The sequence below is a fragment of the Caballeronia udeis genome (assembly GCF_001544555.2).
Taxonomy (GTDB): domain Bacteria; phylum Pseudomonadota; class Gammaproteobacteria; order Burkholderiales; family Burkholderiaceae; genus Caballeronia; species Caballeronia udeis.
In genome coordinates, this window is the sequence record NZ_FCOK02000031.1 from 77,962 (window position 1) to 98,067 (window position 20,106).

Sequence of the window (20,106 nt, forward strand, 5' to 3'; positions counted from 1 at the left end):
GCGTCAGCAAGGCATGCTCGCGTTGCGGCGTGCGTAGCAGAACCACGTGATGGCGACGCACGTCACGTAGAACGCGATGAATACGTACAGCGCGGGAATGGCGGAACCGGTCATGTCGAGCGCGGTGCCGAAGGTCTTCGGGATGAAGAAGCCGCCGTACGCGCCAATAGCGGCGGAGAAGCCCAGTACTGCCGCCGATTCCTTGCCGGCGTCGTGAAGAGCCTGGCGCTGGGCGGCGGCATCAAGTCCCTTGGCGCGGCGCTGTTGCTCGGTCATAAAAATCACCGGGATCATGCGGAAGGTCGAGCCGTTGCCAATGCCGGTCAGCATGAACAGCACGATGAACATGGCGAGAAAGCCGTCGAAGTTGCCTGATGTGCCTGCTGCGGGCATGAACGAGATCACACCGAACACGGCCGCGATCATGGCAAGGAAGGTCCAGAGCGTCACGCGCGCACCGCCCAGATGGTCGGAGATCCACCCACCCACCGGACGTGCCAGAGCGCCCGCGAGCGAGCCGAGAAACGCATAGGTAGTGGGGTTGATCGATGGGAACTGGCTTTTGGTCAGCAATGCAAAACCTGCGGAGAAGCCGATGAACGAGCCGAATGTGCCGATATAAAGCCAGCACATCAGCCAGTTGTGCTTGCGCGTGAAGATCACGGCCTGTTCGGCGAAGGAGGCTCGGGCGTCGGCAATATCATTCATCCCGAACCACGCCGCCAGCGACGCCGCGACGATAAACGGCACCCAGATAAAGCCCGCGTTCTGCAGCCAGATACCCCGTTCGACCTCGTTCGCGACGAAGGTCTGGCCGTCACCTGCGAGCGAAGCGAAGGCGGCCGTGGCGATCACGAGCGGCGTGACGAACTGCACCAGAGACACACCCAGATTGCCGATGCCGGCGTTCAATCCCGTCGCCAGTCCTTTGCGCGCCTTGGGAAAGAAGAAGCTGATATTCGACATTGAGGAACTGAAGTTCGCGCCACCAAAACCGCACAGCAACGCAAGCACGAGCAGGGTGGTATAACCGGTCGATGGATCGCGCAACGCAAATCCCATGCCGAGCGCGGGAATCAGCAGCGTTGCCGTAGAGACGGCGGTAAAGCGCCGGCCGCCGAAGATGGGCACGAGAAACGAATAGAAGATCCGCAGCGTGGCGCCCGAGAGCGCGGGCAATGCAGTCAGCCAGAACAACTGGTTCTTGGTGAAGTGGAAGCCGCCTTTGTCGAGATTGACGACCACCACGCTCCAGAGCGACCACACGGCGAAGGCAAGCATCAGCGCCGGGATGGAGATCCACAGGTTGCGATTGGCAATGGCCGAGCCGCGTGTTTTCCAGAACGCCGGATCTTCCGGCTCCCATTTTTTGAGGAGATAGTCGGACATGTTCTTATGAGCGAGATTGGAGGGACGCGCGCGGCGGGACTTCGGCGCCATGCGGACGGAAGGAGAAGTGCATCCAGATGAGGCTGACTGCGGTTGCGCCAAAAAGCAGCATGAAACAGGTGCTGCTCACGCCTGTCAGGTCGGCCAGCACCCCGAACAGAATGGGTAGTGCGAACCCCGCAAGACCGCCGGCGAGACCGACTACGCCGGAGACCGCGCCGATGTTGCCGGTGTATTCGTCAGCGACGAACTTGAATACGGAGGCCTTGCCTATCGCCATCGCGATGCCGACGGTGAACATCAGGATGGTGAACACCGTGGGAGAGAGCGCAATATGAAAAGCGAGCGGACCACGGGTCGACTGAACGATGAAGCCCGAGTCCGGATAGCTGAGAAAGAAGAAGCACGTGAGCACGGTCCACATCACGATCCAGGTCGTTTTCTGCGCGCCGAAACGATCGGACAGCCAGCCGCCGATTGCTCGCAGCACGCCGCCCGGCAGCGAGAAACACGCGGCCAGCAGCGCGGCCTGTTCAATATGAAAACCGTAGTGATTGACGTAGTAATGCGGCAGCCATAGCGCGAGCCCGACGTAACCGCCGAACACGACCGAGCAGTACTGCGAGTAACGCCATGCACGGCGGTCTTTCATCACGGCCAGCTGACTGGCGAAACTGGGTGGATTCGCGACGCGATGAGCCGGATTGCTGGCCGAGGTCATCCAGAAGAGGATGGCCGTGACCAGCATGGCGATCGCGTACACCTTCGGCACGATCATCCAGGTACCTGCGGTCACGATCAGGATGGGCGCCACGAACTTGGTCAGCGCCGAACCGGCATTGCCGGCGCCGAAGATCCCCATGGCGAGCCCTTGGCGGTCCTTTGGAAACCAGCGTGCCACATACGGCGTGCCGACCGAAAAGCTGGCGCCGGCGAGGCCCACAAGCAGCCCCAGTGCGATGAATTGCCAGAACTGGGTGGCGTACGTGAGCATCCAGACAGGTATGACGGTTGCGAGCATCGTCAGGAAAAAGACGATGCGTCCGCCGAAGCGGTCGGTGCAGATACCGAGCGGGACGCGGGCGAGCGAGCCGGACAGGACGGGTGTTGCCGCGATCAGGCCAAATTCGGTGTCGGAGAGACCGAGTTGCGTTTTCAGCGGAATGCCCAGAATCGCAAACATCATCCATATCGCGAAGCAGATGGTGAAGGCGAAGGTGCTCGACCACAAAACGCGCCAGGCGCGCGGATCGGCGGTCGATACATCGTGAGTGGCTTGGAACTTGCCTGCGGCAGTCATATTGCGTGCCTGTCGATTAGATTTGCGTTGAGTTGGGAATTCACTGCAAGATTAGGAACTGCGCGACGTGCCGCCCATTCGCCAATGGAAGGACGTGACTCCATGCCACTCCTCCGGCGGGACTACTCCGAAAGGTGTAATTTGGAATGGGATATAGCTGGCCACGCACGCTCCGCGAACCCGGTGCAACGCAACAAACCGCTGGACATGAGGACAGAACATGGCTGAAGACGACTTGAAGATCACCGTTTCACCGCAGCAGTTTTCCATCGACGTCATGCTGGAAAAGTATGCGAAGGGCGAAGAAACGCGCATCGACGATATTTACCTGCGGGTTGCGCGAGGCGTGGCAATGGCCGAACCCGAGGCGCGGCGAAAGCAGGTCGAGACCGAATTCTTCGAGAATTTCCAGCGTGGCGCGCTAGGCGCGGGCCGCATCATGAGCGCGGCCGGCACGGGCATCCAGGCAACGCTCATCAACTGCTTCGTGCAGCCTGTAGGCGACGCCATCCAGGGCGTGGACGAGAACGGCTTGCCGGGCATCTACGTTGCGCTGTTGCAGGCGGCTGAAACCATGCGGCGCGGCGGCGGCGTGGGTTACAACTTTTCCGCGATCCGTCCGAAGGGCGCACGCGTGCATTCCACGGGATCGTCCGCGTCGGGTCCGTGCAGTTATATGGACGTGTTCGACGCGTCCTGCAGGACGGTTGAAAGTGCCGGGTCTCGGCGCGGTGCGCAGATGGGCATTCTGGATTGCTCCCATCCCGACCTGCTTGAATTTATTGCGGCAAAGCATGAGAAGGGGCGCTGGAACAACTTCAACGTATCGGTCGCGGTAACCGACGAGTTCATGCAGGCGGTTACCGACGACGCGCCATGGCAACTCGTGCATCGCGCCGAGCCGTCACCTTCGTTCAAGGCGTCGGCCGATGCACGGCAACGTGATGACGGGTTGTGGGTTTATCGCGAAGTGCGGGCGCGCGAAGTGTGGGACACGATCATGCGTTCGACCTATGACGTCGCGGAGCCGGGCGTGGTGTTCGTATCGCGCATGAACGACGACAACAACCTGCGTGCCGTGGAGACCATTCGCGCGACAAATCCTTGCGGCGAGCAGCCGTTGCCCGCCTATGGCTGCTGCAATCTCGGACCGTTGAACCTGACGCGTTTCGTGCGTGAACCGTTCGCGCAGCGTCATGGAGGAACGCCGGTATTCGACTGGGATGGATTGGCGAAAAGTACCCGCACGCAGGTCCGTTTTCTCGATGACGTGCTCGACGTAACGCTCTGGCCGTTGTCCGAACAAGATCAGGAGGCGCAAGCGAAACGGCGCATAGGCGTGGGTTTTACCGGGCTCGGCGACACGCTTGTCATGCTCGGCGTGCGCTATAACTCGCAGGAAGGGCGCGACTTCGCGGCACGCGTGGCACGGACCATGCGCGACGAAGCGTATCGCGCGTCGGTGGAGCTGGCTCGGGAGCGGGGCGCGTTCCCTCTCTTCGATGCGAAGAAGTACCTTGAAACAGGGACGTTTGCGTCGCGTTTGCCGGATGACATCAAGGCGGAGATTCATCGCGACGGTATCCGCAACAGCCACCTCCTCTCCATCGCGCCTACCGGCACGGTGAGCCTGGCATTCGCTGACAACGCGTCGAACGGTATCGAACCGGCGTTCTCGTGGACCTATCAGCGGACCAAACGCATGGCCGACGGCAGCCGGCAATCGTTCGCGGTGGAAGATCACGCGTATCGCTTGTATCGCGAGCTGGGCGGCGACGTGAAGGCGTTGCCGGAGTACTTCGTCAGCGCGCTCGATATGTCCGCGAACGATCATCTGGAAATGATGGCGGCGGTGCAGCCTTTCGTCGATACCTCCATTTCGAAGACGGTGAATGTGCCGGCCGATTATCCGTTCGATAAGTTCAAGGATCTCTACTTCGATGCTTGGCGCCGGGGGCTGAAGGGTCTTGCCACGTACCGTCCTAACGACACGCTGGGCGCGGTGTTGTCAGTGACGCCCGAGGCACCCGCCGCCGTATCCGATCCCTCGGACGCGGCGGACGCCGAGGTCGAACTGGACCCGTTGCGCATAGCCGTCGATCACCGCCCGCGTGGCGAGTTGCCGGCGATCATCGAGAAGGTGGAGTACCTCACGCAGGCCGGCAAGAAGTCGCTTTATGTGGCGGTGTCGTTCATGGAGATTACCGGCCGGCTGAGCGGTGAAGATGTCACCATCGAGCGGCCTATCGAGTTCTTCATCCCAACCGGGCAGCGCGACGAATCGCAGCAGTGGATCACGGCGACCATGCGGTCATTGTCGCTGGCGGCGCGGGGTGGTTTTGTTGCACGCAATCTGCAGGATATGCGCAAGGTGTCGTGGGATCGCGGGCAAGTGCGTCTTGGTGACGTCGAGCGCCCGGGTGGCCATAAGTCGCCGCGATGGCACGATTCGGAAGTCGCGGCGCTGGCTTATGCGATCCAGCAGATTTTGTATCGGCGGGGCTTCCTCGATACCGAGGGCGGTCAGATCCCCTCGCGCGCGCTTGCGCAGCGCCGGCATGAGAATGCACAGGCTGGGCTTGCATCGGCTCCGCCTGATTCCGCTGACGACGACATCACTACGGTCGTCGAGGACAACGCGGATGCGGCCAATCCGCATGCCTTGCTACCCATTCCCGGGCGCAAATGTCCGACATGCGGTGCCAATGCAATGATCCGCAAGGACGGTTGCGACTTCTGTACAGCGTGTGGCGAAATAGGTGCGTGCGGTTGAAGCACTCCACTTCATTAACACGCTCGCATGCAGCTTGATGACGGTGGTTGGTGCGGACCTGATAGTCCGCACCAACCCAACGCGGAACGGTTTAACCTGCCGCCGAATCCGTCCACTCCGTAGCCTGAGGCTCGCGTGTTGCTTGCGGCCGGTACGGTTGCCACTGCGGTGCGGCCGGAAGCCAGTCATCGAGCGCGGAGAAGTCTTCAAGGGGGACTAATTCATTCATGATGGACTCCTTTATTTATTGAACGTGCGCGTTGCCGCTTTGTGTCACTGAGCCGTTCGCGAATTCCACGATTTCACGATTACGTTGTTCCGCAGCCGCCGCTTCCCGTGCACGTTGTTCGTGCTGCTCGGCAATGGCAATCCCGGCCATGCTGCGTTCAGGGTACGTGTTGCGGTTCAGCGCGGGCAACGTGCCGTTTGCATAAGATGCGGCCAGCTCTGCGCGGACTTGTGCGCGTGTCATGGTGCTTTGGCTGGTCACCGCGGTTTGATAAGTGCCTGCGTGCCCAATGCCGCCGTCCGCGAATGCGGTGGTGGAGACAATCGCCGAGATAGCGGAAAGCGAGAGTGTTGCAATAGCGGTTTTCATGCGTGCTGCTCCTGTCGGTTCATCCGAAAAGCATTCAACGGAGTCGATGCAATCGAACTGATAGCGGGGCAGCGGGCGTCGGGCTAATTAATCATCCTGAACAATGCAGTCTAACCAATGAAAGACAATGACATCGACTAATCGACGAGCCGCGCTGCGACAGGATGAAATGTAGTCAAGCGAGCGCGGCGGATAAATGATCGTTAAGCGAAAAGATTAATCGCACCAGGCGAATAATCGAAAAAGCCCTTATGGAAAGGGCTTTTGCGGCGAAACCAGTATTGGTGAAAGGGACTTAAGCCCTTACCCGCGTGAGGGTCGAATAGGGCTTAAAGGACGCAAGGGGCTGAGAGCGACCCAGCTTGAACCGCGTCCGCGAGCACGACTAGACCACGATCTCAGCGGTGCCGGCAACATCGGGCGTGCCATGCCTGACGATCGACTTGGCCGGCGTAGCCGTCGGCAGGCAGCGTTGCTCGGCGTCTTCCTGCCCGGAAAGCAGCGGACACCGCTCGAACAACTCCGCCGCCCAGTCGACAAAAACCCGCACCTTGGGCGACAAATGCCGGTTATGCGGATAGACCACCGAAATGGGCATGGGCAGCGGTTTCCATTGCGGCAGCACCTCGACCAGTTCGCCGGAGCGCAAATGCGGAAGGGCCATGAATCGCGCTATCTGGACGATTCCCACTCCTTTGACGCCGCACGCTATGTAGGCCTCCGCATCATTCACGGCAATGGGCCCGCGCAGTTTCACCTCGACGGATTTCCCATCGACGACAAAATCTATATCCATCACGCGGCCGGTGCGGCTGGAGAAATAATTCACGGCCGTGTGCTGCTGCAAATCCTCGATGGTATGCGGCACGCCATGCAGCTCGAGATAATCCGGACTCGCCGCGGTCAGGCCCTGGAACACGCCGATCCGCCGTGCCACCAAACTCGAATCCTGCAAGGTTCCCACGCGAATGACACAATCCACGCCTTCCTGAATCAGGTCGACCGGTTTGTCGCCAAAACCGATCATCAACTCGATGTCCGGGTAACGCGCGTGGAATTCGCAAAGCTGGGGCATGACGATCATGCGCCCGATCGACCCCGGCATATCGATCCGCAATTTGCCGCGCGGACCCTTGCTGCTATGGGCGAAGGAACTCTCGGTTTCTTCTATGTCCGCGAGGATCCGCACGCAGCGTTCGTAATACGCGGCGCCGTCCGGCGTGAGGTTCAGGCGTCGTGTCGTGCGTTGCAGGAGACGCACGTTGAGGAACGCTTCGAGGTTCTGAATGATCGTTGTCACCGAGGCGCGCGGCATGTCCAGCGTGTCTGCTGCGCGCGAAAAACTATTGGTGTCGACCACTCTTGTAAACACCTGCATAGCTTGTAGCCGGTCCATTTTTCTCTCACCGTCAATGCTTTGCAGCATCCGGAATAAGGATGCCGCTCAGACAGGAATGGGCAGTTTCGATCGCGATTGTTCGGTACGACCGAATTGTGTTGCCGGATTATAGGCATTTATTTCAAATGTCGTTGCCCCCAGAATTCGTTCCATCGCAACTCGGGTGGGATGGCGCGGACGCGCTGAAAATAACCATGGCATCGACGCTGGATCTGGGCCTCTGCATAGAGGATGTTCGAATCGCGGGACATGCGCAACCCATAACCTTGCGCAGTTATCGCCCCGCCTCGGACGGCAGCGTCCTGCCGGTCGTGCTCTATTTTCATGGCGGCGGTTTCGTGCGCGGCACGCTGGATGACGCCGACATTACCGCCAGCACCATCGCCCGGGATACGGCGGCGTGGGTCATTTCGGTGGGCTACTCCCTGGCGCCGGCTTTCCCGTTTCCTGCGGCGCCGGAGGATGGATATCGGGCGGCGCAATGGGCGGTTGCGAACGCTCGTGCGCAACGAGCGGATGCAAACCGCATCGGGGTGGCCGGGCACGATGCAGGCGGCAACCTGGCCACGTGTCTCGCGGCTATCGCGAGGGATCGCGGCGACATCGTGATCCTGGCGCAAGCGCTGCTGGCGCCGTTGCTGGACCCGAGCATGACGCGCATGGCCGACGAGAACAAGGTGCGCTCGCCGGACATCGGCGTGACGGAGTGCGCGCAGTGTTATCGCGCGTATCTGCCGAACGCTTCACAACGGCTTCATCCGTATGCGGCGCCACTGGAATCGCGGCGTCTCGCCGGTCTGCCGCCTGCGCTGATCGCAAGCGCGCAGCACGACCTGCTGCATATCGAGGCTGAGAAATATGCGGGCGAACTGATCGCCGCCGGCGTGCCGACGGAAGTCACGCGGCACGTCAATGCATCGCATAACGCGCTTGCAGCGGACCCGGCCGCGCTCGCCGATGTCGTCACGTTCTTCAAGAAACGGCTTCGCGCGCGGACGCTTGCGCCGCTCGCGGCACACCAAAAAATTCAAACAATCTCAACGACTTAATCGGAGCTACGCATGTCCATCACTCGCAAACGTCTTACCGTCGCGCTAGGCGCAGCGCTGGTCGTCGCAGGTATCGGAACCTTCACTGCGATGCATGGTTTCGGCCGCGGCGATCTGCCGGTGAACGGTGCTGAAGCGGCCATCAAGCCGTCGGCACCCGCCATGGAAGTGGATGTCGCCACGGTGGTCTCGAAGACCATCACCGACTACCAGAACTATTCGGGCCGCCTGGAAGCGGTCGACAAGGTCGAGATCCGTCCGCTCGTGCCGGGGACCATTGTCGCGGTGCATTTCACCGACGGCGCGCTGGTGAAGAAGGGCGATCCGCTCTTCACGATCGACCCGCGGCCGTACGTGGCGGCGGTCGATCAAGCCGCGGCGCAACTCGCGGCGACTCAGGCGCGCAACGGTTATACATCGACCGATGCAGCACGGGCGGAACGCTTGCTGGCGGATAACGCCATCGCCAAGCGTGACTACGACGAGAAGCAGAACGCTGCGCACGAAGCGGCGGCGAACCTGAAGGCGGCGCAAGCGGCGCTCGAGACGGCGAAGATCAACCTGACGTACACGCAGATCGTGGCGCCGGTGTCGGGCCGGGTGTCGCGTGCGGAAATGACGGTCGGCAACATCGTGTCGACGGGCGCCAGTGCGCCGCTGCTGACCACGCTGGTGTCGGTGTCGCCCATCTATGCATCGTTCGACGTCGACGAACAAACCTATTTGCGTTATCTGAGCCGCGACTCGCGCGCAAGCGTGCCGGTCTCGCTCGGTCTCGCAAATGAAGACGGTTTCTCGCGCGAAGGCAAGGTCGCATCCGTCGATAACCAGCTCAATACGGGGTCCGGCACGATTCGCGTGCGGGCACGTTTCGATAACGCCGACGGTTCGCTGGTGCCGGGTCTCTACGCACGCATCAAGGTCGGTGGCGGCACGCCGCATCCGGCCGTGCTGATCGACGACGCCGCGATCGGGACCGACCAGGACAAGAAGTTCGTGATGGTGGTCGACGCGGACAACCGCGCGCAGTACCGCGAGGTCACCCTCGGCACGCTTAGCGACGGGATGCGCGTCATCGTGAAGGGCTTGCAGCCGGGCGAGCGGATCGTGGTGAACGGCCTGCAGCGCGTGCGTCCGAACGATGTGGTGAAGCCGAATTCCGTAGCAATGGCGAGTGCGTCGCCGGCTAAAGACGCTTCATAAGACGCGCTTTACCAGACGGGTTTTATAAGCGCTTAACAGCGGCTCCTCATGTGCGTGGTATGTGACGGGTGCGTTCCTGACGGGACGGACCGGTCGGCGGCTACGCGCGTGCAGCCTCTCATGCAGATAAAGAAAACGTCATGAACATTTCCAAGTTTTTCATCGACCGCCCGATCTTTGCGGGTGTGCTGTCGGTGCTCATCCTGCTGGCCGGCATCATCGCCATGTTCAAGCTGCCGATCTCCGAATATCCGGAAGTCGTGCCGCCGTCCGTGGTCGTGCATGCGCAGTATCCGGGCGCGAATCCGAAGGTGATCGCCGAGACGGTGGCATCGCCATTGGAAGAGCAGATCAACGGCGTGGAAGACATGCTGTACATGCAGTCGCAGGCCAACAGCGACGGCAACCTGACCATCACGGTGACGTTCAAGCTCGGCACGGACCCGGACAAGGCTCAGGAACTGGTGCAGAACCGCGTGTCGCAAGCGCTGCCGCGCTTGCCGGAAGACGTGACGCGGCTCGGTGTGACGACCATCAAGTCGTCGCCCACGCTCACCATGGTGGTCCACCTGAACTCGCCCAATGACCGCTACGACATGACGTATCTGCGCAACTATGCGCTGATCAACGTGAAGGACCGGCTCGAGCGGATCCAGGGCGTGGGCGAGGTTCAGCTGTGGGGTTCGGGCGATTACTCCATGCGCATCTGGCTCGACCCGCAAAAGGTCGCGCAGCGCGGCATGACGGCGACCGACGTGGTCAACGCCATTCGTGAGCAGAACGTGCAGGTGGCAGCCGGGGTGATCGGGGCATCGCCGACTTCGTCGAACGTGCCGCTGCAACTGAACGTGAATGCGCAAGGCCGCTTGCAGACCGAAGCGGAATTCCGGGATATCGTGCTCAAGACTTCGCCTGACGGCGCTGTCACGTATCTGCGCGACGTAGCGCGTGTCGAGTTGGCTGCATCCGAGTATGGCTTGCGCTCGCTGCTCGACAACAAGTCCGCGGTTGCAATGGCGATCAACCAGCAACCGGGTGCGAACTCGCTGCAGATTTCCGACCAGGTCCGCCAGACCATGAAGGAACTGAAGGCGGACATGCCGGCGGGCGTCGACTATCAAATCGTCTATGACCCGACGCAGTTCGTGCGCTCCAGTATTGAGGCGGTGATCCATACGCTGATTGAAGCGATTGCGTTGGTCGTGCTGGTGGTGATCGTATTCCTGCAAACCTGGCGCGCGTCGATCATCCCGCTGCTGGCGGTGCCGGTGTCGATCATCGGTACGTTCTCGCTGCTGCTCGCGTTCGGCTTCTCGATCAACGCGTTGTCATTGTTCGGCATGGTGCTCGCAATCGGGATCGTGGTGGACGACGCGATCGTGGTGGTGGAAAACGTCGAACGCAATATTGAGGCGGGGTTATCGGCGCGAGAGGCGACCTATCAGGCCATGCGCGAAGTGAGCGGGCCGATTATCGCCATTGCGCTGACGCTGACGGCTGTGTTCGTGCCGCTCGCGTTCATGTCGGGCCTGACGGGTCAGTTCTACAAGCAGTTCGCGATGACCATCGCCATTTCCACGGTGATCTCGGCCTTCAACTCGCTGACCTTGTCGCCGGCGCTGGCGGCATTGCTGCTGAAGGGCCATGACGAACCGAAGGACTGGCTGACGCGTGGCATGGACCGTGTGTTCGGCGGCTTCTTCCGCCAGTTCAACAAGGTTTTCAAGCGCGGTTCGGAGAACTACGGCAAGGGTGTGACGGGCGTCATCAACCGCAAGGCGCTGATGATGGGCGTGTATGTGGTGCTGTTGTGCGGCGCTGTCATGATGAGCAAGGTCGTACCTGGCGGTTTCGTGCCGGCGCAGGACAAGGAGTACCTGATCAGCTTTGCGCAGTTGCCCAACGGCGCATCGCTCGATCGTACCGAGGCGGTGATTCGCCAGATGACGGACATCGCGAGGAAAACACCGGGTGTACAAAGCGCGGTGGAATTCCCGGGCTTGTCGGTGAACGGCTTCACGAATTCGTCGAGCGCGGGCATTGTGTTCGTGACGCTCAAGCCGTTTAGCGAGCGCAAGGGTGCAGCGCTCTCGGCGGGAGCGATTGCAGGCTCGCTGAACCAGAAATACGCGGCCATCAAGGGTTCGTTCATTGCCGTGTTCCCGCCGCCGCCGGTGTTGGGGCTGGGGACGCTGGGCGGCTTCAAGCTGCAACTGGAAGACCGTGGCGCATTGGGTTACTCCGCGCTGAGCGACGCTACGCAGGCGTTCATCAAGCGTGCATCGCAAGCGCCTGAACTAGGCCCGACCTTCTCCAGCTACCAGATCAACGTGCCGCAACTGAACGTGGATCTGGACCGGGTGAAAGCGAAGCAACTGGGTGTGTCGGTCACCGATGTATTCAGCACCATGCAGGTCTACCTTGGCTCGCTGTATGTGAACGACTTCAACCGCTTCGGCCGGGTGTACCAGGTCCGGGTGCAGGCAGATGCGCCGTTCCGCTCGAGCTCGGATGACATCGGCCTGCTCAAGACGCGTAACGCGAATGGCGAGATGGTGCCGCTGTCGTCGCTCGTCAAGGTGACGCCGACGTTCGGTCCGGAGATGGTGGTGCGTTACAACGGCTATACCGCTGCCGACATCAACGGCGGTCCGGCTCCGGGTTATTCGTCGGGCCAGGCGCAGGCCGCGGTGGAACGCATTGCGGCTGAAACGCTGCCGCGCGGCATCAAGTTCGAATGGACCGACCTGACGTATCAGCAGATTCTTGCCGGCAATGCGGCCATGTGGGTGTTCCCGATCAGCGTGCTGCTCGTGTTCCTCGTGTTGGCAGCTCTGTATGAAAGCCTGACGCTGCCCCTCGCCGTGATCCTGATCGTGCCCATGAGCATTTTCTCGGCACTGGTCGGTGTCTGGCTCACGAAGGGTGACAACAACATCTTCACGCAGATCGGCTTGATGGTGCTGGTGGGCTTGTCGGCGAAGAACGCCATCCTGATCGTGGAGTTCGCGCGGGAGCTGGAAATGCAGGGGCGCTCGATCGTGGAGGCGGCTATTGAAGCCAGCCGCCTGCGTCTGCGGCCGATCCTGATGACCTCCATTGCTTTCATCATGGGTGTGGTGCCGCTCGTGCTGTCGTCGGGCGCGGGTTCGGAAATGCGCCATGCAATGGGCGTGGCGGTGTTCTTCGGCATGCTCGGTGTGACGCTGTTCGGCCTGATGCTTACGCCGGTCTTTTATGTGTTGTTGAGAAAGCTGGCTGGCGGCGAACATCTCGTCGACAAGCATGGCCACAATCCGCACATGCGCGGTGTCAATGCTTCGCTTGAAGTATGAGAGAGGTTGAAATGAAAACGTTGAATATCAAGCGATGGCTGGGATTGTCGGCGCTACTCGGGTCCATGCTGGTTGTCGCGGGCTGTTCGCTCGCGCCGACCTACACGAGGCCCGACGTGAGCGCGCCGGCGGCCTTCAAGGAAACACCGCAGGAAACGGCGTTGGCGCCTTCAGAGCAGGGCACGTGGAAGACCGCGCAACCGTCGGAACAGGCGTTGCGCGGCGAATGGTGGACGGTTTTCAACGACCCGACGCTCAACGACCTGGAACATCAGGCGCTGGAGGCGAATCAGAACCTGAAGGCAGCGGCGGCGCGGGTGAAGGAATCGCGCGCGATCAACCAGACCGCGCGGGCGGCCTTGTTCCCGACGCTGGATGCAGGCTTCGGCCCGACGCGCGAGAAGGTCTCGCCGGCCTCGCAGTTTCTCCCCGCCAACGCCAATGTACCGTCGCAGACCCTGTGGCGCGCAGAGGCGAGTGCTTCGTACGAAGTGGACCTGTTCGGCCGCGTGTCGGACTCGGTGAAGGCCGCAAACGCCGACACCGAGCAAAGCGAAGCGCTGTTCCGGTCCGTGCAGCTCGCGTTGCAGGCGGACGTGGCGCAGAACTACTTCAACCTGCGTGAGCTCGATTCGGAAACTGACGTCTTTACGCGTACCGTCACGCTGCGCGAGCAGGCGCTGAAGCTCGTGCAAAACCGCTTCAATGAAGGTGAGATCAGCGAGCTGGACGTGGCGCAGGCCAGGTCCGAACTTGCTACCGCCAAGTCCGACGCCATGACGGTGCGGCGCTTGCGCGCCGCGTCCGAGCACAGCCTCGCGGTGCTGCTCGGCAAGTCAGCGTCGCAGTTCTCGATGGCGGCCAATCCGCTGACGCCTGTCGACATCAGGATTCCGCCGGGCCTGCCTTCTTCGTTACTCGAACGCCGGCCGGATATCGCGGCGGCAGAACGTGCAATGGCGGCGGCGAACTCGCGCATTGGCGTGGCGAAGTCGGCGTTTTTCCCCTCGCTCAACATAACGGGCTCGGGCGGATTCGAATCGGCGACGCTTGGCGATCTCTTCAACTGGTCGAGCCGCACGTTCCTGCTCGGACCATTTGCGGGCACGGCGCTCAATTTGCCGATCTTCGACGGCGGGCGTCGCAAGGGCAATCTTGCGAACGCACGCGCGATCTATGAAGAGGATGTCGCGAACTATCGGCAGCAGGTGCTGGTGGCGTTCCAGGAAGTGGAGGACAACCTCTCCGACCTGCGTATCCTCCAGGACCAGACGCGCACCCAGGCCGAAGCGGTGAGCGCGTCGAACCGGGCAGCGCAGCTTTCCCGTTCGCAGTACACCGAGGGCGCGGTCAATTATCTCGACGTGATTGATGCCGAGCGTACCGTGCTGCAGTCGCAGCGCGCAGCGGTTCAACTGGCGGGCGTGCAGGCTACGTCGACCGTGAACCTGATCCGCGCACTCGGCGGCGGTTGGGGGGATATGCCGGCTGTATCTGCAACACCTGCAACATCGGCAACACCTGCTGCACCTGCGGCAGATGCGAGTGTTGCGTCGCGCTGAGCATTAAACGCAGCACTGGAAGCGCGATTGTTCAAAACGCGCGACAAGTGTCTTCGATTACAGCGGGTTTATCCGGGGGCTCCCGGTCCGTAGAATAAAGCTATGGATACGGGAGCCGTCATGAGAGCCTTAATCGAACGACAACTCTACCGACCCGCCGTCGTACTACCGCTGTTGGTCTTGATGCGCCTGATGGTGACGCTCGATTTCAACCTGATGCAAGTGACGTTCGTCGTGGTCATGAAGGGTTCGCAATACATGTTTCAAGCGGTATTCAGGCAACGTCACGATCAAGCCGATCGTAGCGGTGCCCTTACACCGCAGGTCCATGCCATGCATGACAAGACCTGCCACTGCTAGTCCATCAGCAATCAATACACTTCCGGCACGATGATGCTTTCGGGCACGGGCTGCCGCAAATAATCGTCGTTATAAACACGGTCGGGCAATTCGATCGTGGGGTGCTCGATCTCGTGATATGGCACCTGGCTCAGCAGATGGTGAATGCAGTTTAGCCGCGCGCGTTTCTTGTCCACGGCCTGCACGACCCACCACGGCGCTTCGGGAATATGCGAGCGCGCCAGCATCACTTCCTTCGCATGCGTATAGGCTTCCCAGCGACGGCGGCTTTCCAGATCCATCGGGCTCAGCTTCCACTGCTTCAACGGATCTTGAATGCGCGCCTGGAAGCGAACTTCCTGCTCGTCGTCGGTGATCGAGAACCAGTACTTCAGGATCTGCACGCCGCTGCGCACCAGCATCTTTTCGAATTCCGGCACTGATCGAAAGAACTCTTCGTATTCGGCGTCGGTACAGAAATTCATCACACGTTCAACGCCCGCCCGGTTGTACCAGCTGCGGTCGAACAGCACGATCTCGCCGCCTGCCGGCAGATGCGACACGTAGCGCTGGAAATACCACTGGGTGCGTTCGCGATTGTTCGGTGCGGGCAATGCGGCGACCCGGCACACGCGCGGATTCAGCCGCTGCGTGATGCGCTTGATCGCGCCGCCCTTGCCGGCGGCGTCGCGCCCTTCGAAGATCACCACCAGCCGGTGACCGCTGGCGACAACCCAGTCTTGCAGCTTGACGAGTTCGCCTTGCAGGCGGAACAGCTCGCGAAAGTAGATCTTGCGTTGCTCGCGCGCTTCGGCGGAAAACGCACTGTCGCCGTCGAGGATGCGGTCGTCGACTTCCATCTCGAGTTCTTCGTCGTAACTGTCGATCAGGTCTTCTTCGAAGCGGCGCTGTTTATCCTGCGAAATCATGGGAAGCTCCGTCTGGTTGGGCGTGTTGACCGTGTTAACCGCGTTGATCGTCCCGGCAGGCAATACAAAACCTTGCAATCCTGCAAATTATCGATTATCCGGTCCGATAATTTCAGGAATGTTACGGCAGGCGGGCCCGGAGCGGGGCAAGTAAGCAATGATCCGCCCTTTCGCGGATGCTGAGCGTGGAACGGTTTTCGCGTCATACGGCAGGGTTGGGCACTTTGCCCGTGAGCCGGAGATCGCATGCACGACGCATCCAGTGGCCCACGACGCCCATCGGCGGTCGAACGCTGGGCGCCGTGCGTCTATTTCGTGATCGGGCAGCTCGGCTGGTTTGCCTGCGTACTGAGCGCTGCACATGACGTGCCATGGATCGGCGTGGCAACAGCCATTGTGCTCGTCGCGGTGCATCTTGCGTGGGTCGACCGGCCGTTGCCGGAGTTCAAGCTGCTGGTCAGCGTGGTTGTGATGGGCGCGATCTGGGAGAGCATGCCGGTCGCCACCGGATGGCTCGAGTATCCCAACGGCACCGTGTTGTCCGCCGCCGCACCTTACTGGATCCTTGCGTTGTGGGCGCTTTTCGCGGCCCAGTTCAACACCGCGTTCGGCTGGCTCAAGCAACGCATGCTGCTTGCATCGATGCTTGGCGCCATAGTTGGGCCGATGTCGTTTCGCGCTGGCGCAGCGCTCGGCGCGGTGCGCTTCGTGCAACCGCTGCCGGCGACACTCGCGCTGGCGATCGGCTGGGCCATCCTGATGCCGGCGCTGATCCTGTTCTCGCGGCGGTGGGACGGTGTGCACTGATTACCGGCTGGGGGTTAGTCGGGCCAGAGCGTAATTGTTTGCCTTTAGAATGCCCCATCGCCGTTGCCAACGGCATCCCCTTGCGACCCCCATGACCGATACCGCTTCGCTTTCGCCGTCGTTGCCTCACTTCGACCACGCGGATACCGCGCGCTTGCTGCCCTTCGACCGCCTCGTCGATACCTTGAAGCGCACCATGCTCGACTATGCGAGCGGCCTCATCACGAGTCCCGAGCGCATGGTGGTGCCGCTTCGCGACGGCGCCGTGATGCTCTCGATGCCGGCCGCCGCCGCCGACCTCGCCATGCACAAGCTCGTCAATGTATGCCCGAAGAACGGCGCGCTCGGGCTGCCGACCATTCACGGCCAGGTCACCGCATTCGATGCCGCGACCGGCGTGCCGCTCTTCATGCTGGACGGGCCCACGGTAACCGGCCGCCGCACCGCCGCGGTCACGATGATCGGCATCCAGGCGCTGCTTGGGCGCGAGCCCAAGGAGGTGTTGGTCATCGGCACGGGCAAGCAGGCAGCACATCATGTCGAGGCGCTGAGTGCGCTTTATCCGGACGCTAAGATTATCGTGCAGGGCTCGCGGGTCGAACGCGCTGAGGCATTTTGTGTGGACCATGTGGCGTTATCGGAGAGATTGAGCGCGTTGAAAGACGTCGACATACCCGCGTCGATCGACGTAGTTATCGCGACCACCACGAGTAAAACGCCGGTCTATACGCTGCCGCCCATCGAGGGCCGGCTCGTGATCGGCGTGGGCGCGTTCACGCCTGATGCCGCTGAGATTGCGGCATCGACGGTGCTGGCGAGCGATGTGTTCGTGGACGACCTGGCCGGTGCGCGGCATGAGGCCGGGGACCTGATACAGGCAGGTATTAGCTGGGACGAGGTGCGGCCGCTTGCGAGTGCGTTGGGTGCTCAAGCCGCTGAATCAGGGATCAAGCGGCCGGTCATGTTCAAGAGCGTCGGATGCGCTGCGTGGGATCTGGCCGCATGCAGAGTTGTCCGGGCGATGCTCGGGGCGGGTTAAGGAAAGTGCTTGCATAACAAGCTGGAATAGTCCTTGCTATTTAATCATTGTTGATCCGAGGATTATTTCAGGGCTTGATTGATGACTAGTCGAAACGAATTTGAACTGAGAGAAGCGGAAAAAGCGGATTGGCGCGCCCAATCCGATATAGCGACCATTGCAAAACAGGCGTGGTCAGATGCAATTCCCGCTGCCACGCCAACGGCGCCTTCCCGCGTCACGCCACCGGCGACGTACTTCATATCGGTGCTCGAACTGGCGACCGGTGAGAAGCTGGGCAACGACGAACGGCTTCGCGCCATCGCGATTCTTGAAGCGCATTTCGCAGCGGGACGTCCCCGCACGCTGAAAGAAGCGATCAGGATCTGCGCGGGCGCGATCGATTCTTCGACGCTCCAGCGCATGGCGCGCGGCGCGAAAGCCTGAACCTCGCACGAACCCGCACGCTCGCAGCGCTGCTCATTTTTTCAGTCGCTGGTAAAAACGACGCCTTTTTGTCATAGGGAAGACCTGTGTCGAAGACGCCATGCGTCGCCTGATCGAGTCAGCGTGATTGCCGAAAGCGGCTCCAGGTCCATGCAATAGACTGCTGTAAGGGGTGCATCCAGCACGGTCGCCAGCGCGGTCTTGACCACGATTGCATGCGTCACGACCAGCGTGACTCCAGTCCCTCGCCAGCTCTCCAGCGCACCGCGAACCCTTGTTTGCAGGGCTCCCAGACTCTCACCGCCATGCGCCGCGCTTTCCGGTTCGGAAAGCCACGCACCCAATCCGGCCGCGTCTTCATCGTGAATATCGCGGATGGGACGGCCTTGCCAACGACCGTAATCCAAGTCGCCCCATGACGTGTCAATGCTCGCCGCGGTTTCGAAGGCGCGCCCGGTTTGAATAGCGGCGTGTGCCGGGCTTGTGATGATCCGATCCGGTTGAAAGGCCGAAGGGAGCCGTGTGAGGCGAGACAATTCAGGCCCGTCAATAGCGTCACCGCTACTCGGAAACGAGCCGCTTTTCATTGAAGCCGTGGTCGCGTGGCACAGCAGGATAAGTTCGGTTTTCATGGGGCTCGATTAAGTGAGTGCTTTACATTCGGCCGACTCATTCTAGAATGGCGACTTGCATTGCGAGGAAACCGGTGAAAGTCCGGCACGGTCGCGCCACTGTGAGCGGATGTCAAACAAGGCTATTGAAGGGCTGCCAGTGCTTCAGCCTTCTGCATCTGCAAGTCAGACCCTCGCTGCAACCTTTCTTTTTTCTTACGGGACGCGTAATCCCCTGGAGTCGTTCATGAGCCATCCTGCCGCATCCGCCAGTTTGACCGGCAATAATCCCGCATTTGATGCACCCATACCCATTCCGGTGCGTGAAGTGTTGCCCTGGGCAGTCTTTATCGGCCTGCTTTTGCTGATCGCGATTTATTTTGTCGGCGCCGAACAGGGCGCGACCTCGATCTTCCAGGGTATGGTTATCCACGAGTTTGTCCACGACGGTCGCCATCTGCTCGGCTTTCCCTGCCACTGAGACCGACCATGATCCGAAACCTTTTGATACGCGGCATGATCGCGGGACTCGTCGCGGGCCTGCTCGGCTTTTGTGTTGCCAAAACCTTGGGTGAGCCTTCGGTTGATCGCGCGATTGCCTTTGAAGCGCAGCAGGAAAAGCTGCACGAACAAGCGGAAGCCGCATCCGGGCATCAGCACGATCCTGCCGATGACGTCGAGCTCGTCAGTCGCGGCACGCAAGCGGGGCTCGGTTTGCTGACGGGTGTCTGCGTGTTCGGGACAGCGTTGGGCGGCCTGTTCTCCCTCGTGTTCGCGTTTTCGTATGCGCGGCTTGGCGCTTTGCGCGCACGGGGAACGTCGGCGTTGCTCGGCCTGTTCGGCTTCGTGACCATTGCGGTCGTGCCGTTCCTCAAGTACCCGCCGAATCCGCCTTCCGTGGGCAATCCTGACACGATCGGCGCACGGACCGCGCTGTTTTTCGGCATGGTCGCGATCTCGCTGATTGTCGCCGTGTTTGCTGTGCGGCTGCAGCGGCGTTTGCAGGCGCGCCACGGCAACTGGAACGCAGCGCTGATTTCGGTCGCCGTGTATATCGTGCTGATGGCGCTGGCGCATTTTGCGCTGCCGCCGGTCGACGAAGTGCCGAAGCTGTTTTCAGCGACGCTGCTGTGGAATTTCCGCGTGGCGGCAATCGGCATCCAGGCGGTGATCTGGACCACGCTCGGTTTGCTGTTCGGCGTGCTTGCGCAACGTGAAATGGAAGCGGTGCCGGCCCGGCGGATTGCTTCGGCCTGAGCGTTTCGTTAGTCCGAACTTTGACTCGATCACAAACATAAGCCATTGATTTCACGCTGTTATGCGTGCGAGCGCAGGATAGCTACTGGG

Annotated in this window: 18 protein-coding genes; 11 read left to right on the forward strand and 7 right to left on the reverse strand. The window is 61.1% G+C overall.

What is annotated here, in order from left to right:
* Window positions 1-3: 3 nt before the first annotated feature.
* Complete coding sequence (locus tag AWB69_RS21855) at window positions 4-1,389, reverse strand: NarK family nitrate/nitrite MFS transporter (protein ID WP_062088676.1); 1,386 nt, start codon at window positions 1,387-1,389, stop codon at window positions 4-6.
* Between the two features lie 4 nt (window positions 1,390-1,393).
* Window positions 1,394-2,689, reverse strand: a complete 1,296-nt coding sequence (locus AWB69_RS21860; RefSeq protein ID WP_062088625.1) for an MFS transporter — start codon at window positions 2,687-2,689, stop codon at window positions 1,394-1,396.
* A 220-nt stretch (window positions 2,690-2,909) separates the two neighbouring features.
* On the opposite strand from AWB69_RS21860, the gene AWB69_RS21865 reads away from it, so the two are divergent.
* A complete protein-coding gene (locus AWB69_RS21865; protein WP_062088628.1) occupies window positions 2,910-5,462 on the forward strand; it encodes an adenosylcobalamin-dependent ribonucleoside-diphosphate reductase in 2,553 nt (850 codons plus the stop codon).
* 91 nt (window positions 5,463-5,553) lie between these two features.
* Here AWB69_RS21865 and AWB69_RS47870 read toward each other — a convergent pair whose 3' ends face one another.
* From AWB69_RS47870 to AWB69_RS21875, 3 genes are all read right to left on the reverse strand, one after another.
* Window positions 5,554-5,691 carry a hypothetical protein gene (locus tag AWB69_RS47870; RefSeq protein WP_156528927.1) on the reverse strand — a complete coding sequence of 46 codons (138 nt, stop codon included), beginning with the start codon at window positions 5,689-5,691 and terminating at the stop codon, window positions 5,554-5,556.
* A 15-nt stretch (window positions 5,692-5,706) separates the two neighbouring features.
* Window positions 5,707-6,060 carry a DUF4148 domain-containing protein gene (locus tag AWB69_RS21870; protein WP_062088630.1) on the reverse strand — a complete coding sequence of 118 codons (354 nt, stop codon included), beginning with the start codon at window positions 6,058-6,060 and terminating at the stop codon, window positions 5,707-5,709.
* Window positions 6,061-6,445: 385 nt separating this feature from the next.
* Window positions 6,446-7,456 carry a LysR family transcriptional regulator gene (locus AWB69_RS21875; RefSeq protein WP_062088679.1) on the reverse strand — a complete coding sequence of 337 codons (1,011 nt, stop codon included), beginning with the start codon at window positions 7,454-7,456 and terminating at the stop codon, window positions 6,446-6,448.
* Window positions 7,457-7,653: 197 nt separating this feature from the next.
* On the opposite strand from AWB69_RS21875, the gene AWB69_RS21880 reads away from it, so the two are divergent.
* From AWB69_RS21880 to AWB69_RS21900, 5 genes are all read left to right on the forward strand, one after another.
* Complete coding sequence (locus AWB69_RS21880; RefSeq protein WP_082913513.1) at window positions 7,654-8,508, forward strand: alpha/beta hydrolase fold domain-containing protein; 855 nt, start codon at window positions 7,654-7,656, stop codon at window positions 8,506-8,508.
* 12 nt (window positions 8,509-8,520) lie between these two features.
* Window positions 8,521-9,711 (forward strand): efflux RND transporter periplasmic adaptor subunit, encoded by a 1,191-nt coding sequence (locus tag AWB69_RS21885; protein WP_062088633.1) that lies wholly within the window; start codon window positions 8,521-8,523, stop codon window positions 9,709-9,711.
* 140 nt (window positions 9,712-9,851) lie between these two features.
* On the forward strand, window positions 9,852-13,046 hold the full coding sequence (locus AWB69_RS21890) for an efflux RND transporter permease subunit (RefSeq protein WP_062088636.1): 3,195 nt from the start codon (window positions 9,852-9,854) through the stop codon (window positions 13,044-13,046).
* 11 nt (window positions 13,047-13,057) lie between these two features.
* Complete coding sequence (locus AWB69_RS21895) at window positions 13,058-14,608, forward strand: efflux transporter outer membrane subunit (RefSeq protein ID WP_062088639.1); 1,551 nt, start codon at window positions 13,058-13,060, stop codon at window positions 14,606-14,608.
* A 120-nt stretch (window positions 14,609-14,728) separates the two neighbouring features.
* Window positions 14,729-14,968 carry a hypothetical protein gene (locus AWB69_RS21900; RefSeq protein ID WP_075643965.1) on the forward strand — a complete coding sequence of 80 codons (240 nt, stop codon included), beginning with the start codon at window positions 14,729-14,731 and terminating at the stop codon, window positions 14,966-14,968.
* A gap of 11 nt (window positions 14,969-14,979) precedes the next feature.
* Here the strand turns inward: AWB69_RS21900 and ppk2 are convergent, their stop codons facing one another.
* Window positions 14,980-15,876, reverse strand: a complete 897-nt coding sequence (ppk2, locus tag AWB69_RS21905; RefSeq protein WP_047846735.1) for a polyphosphate kinase 2 — start codon at window positions 15,874-15,876, stop codon at window positions 14,980-14,982.
* A 246-nt stretch (window positions 15,877-16,122) separates the two neighbouring features.
* Between ppk2 and AWB69_RS21910 the strand changes: the two genes are divergently transcribed.
* From AWB69_RS21910 to AWB69_RS49525, 3 genes are all read left to right on the forward strand, one after another.
* Window positions 16,123-16,683, forward strand: coding sequence for a DUF2878 domain-containing protein (locus tag AWB69_RS21910; protein ID WP_062088646.1), 561 nt, complete (start codon window positions 16,123-16,125; stop codon window positions 16,681-16,683).
* A 91-nt stretch (window positions 16,684-16,774) separates the two neighbouring features.
* On the forward strand, window positions 16,775-17,722 hold the full coding sequence (gene lhpI / locus AWB69_RS21915; protein WP_062088649.1) for a bifunctional Delta(1)-pyrroline-2-carboxylate/Delta(1)-piperideine-2-carboxylate reductase: 948 nt from the start codon (window positions 16,775-16,777) through the stop codon (window positions 17,720-17,722).
* Between the two features lie 81 nt (window positions 17,723-17,803).
* The gene (locus AWB69_RS49525) at window positions 17,804-18,148 is read left to right on the forward strand and encodes a hypothetical protein (protein WP_231937191.1); all 345 of its coding nucleotides are present in this window, start codon (window positions 17,804-17,806) and stop codon (window positions 18,146-18,148) included.
* A 71-nt stretch (window positions 18,149-18,219) separates the two neighbouring features.
* On the opposite strand, the gene AWB69_RS21925 is transcribed toward AWB69_RS49525, so the two are convergent.
* Complete coding sequence (locus AWB69_RS21925) at window positions 18,220-18,780, reverse strand: histidine phosphatase family protein (RefSeq protein WP_062088651.1); 561 nt, start codon at window positions 18,778-18,780, stop codon at window positions 18,220-18,222.
* Window positions 18,781-19,006: 226 nt separating this feature from the next.
* On the opposite strand from AWB69_RS21925, the gene AWB69_RS21930 reads away from it, so the two are divergent.
* Together AWB69_RS21930 and AWB69_RS21935 are read left to right on the forward strand one after the other, a co-directional pair.
* Window positions 19,007-19,240: a CbtB domain-containing protein gene (locus AWB69_RS21930; protein WP_062088654.1), complete on the forward strand. Its 234-nt coding sequence runs from the start codon at window positions 19,007-19,009 to the stop codon at window positions 19,238-19,240.
* Between the two features lie 8 nt (window positions 19,241-19,248).
* Complete coding sequence (locus tag AWB69_RS21935) at window positions 19,249-20,016, forward strand: CbtA family protein (protein ID WP_062088658.1); 768 nt, start codon at window positions 19,249-19,251, stop codon at window positions 20,014-20,016.
* Window positions 20,017-20,106: the final 90 nt, after the last annotated feature.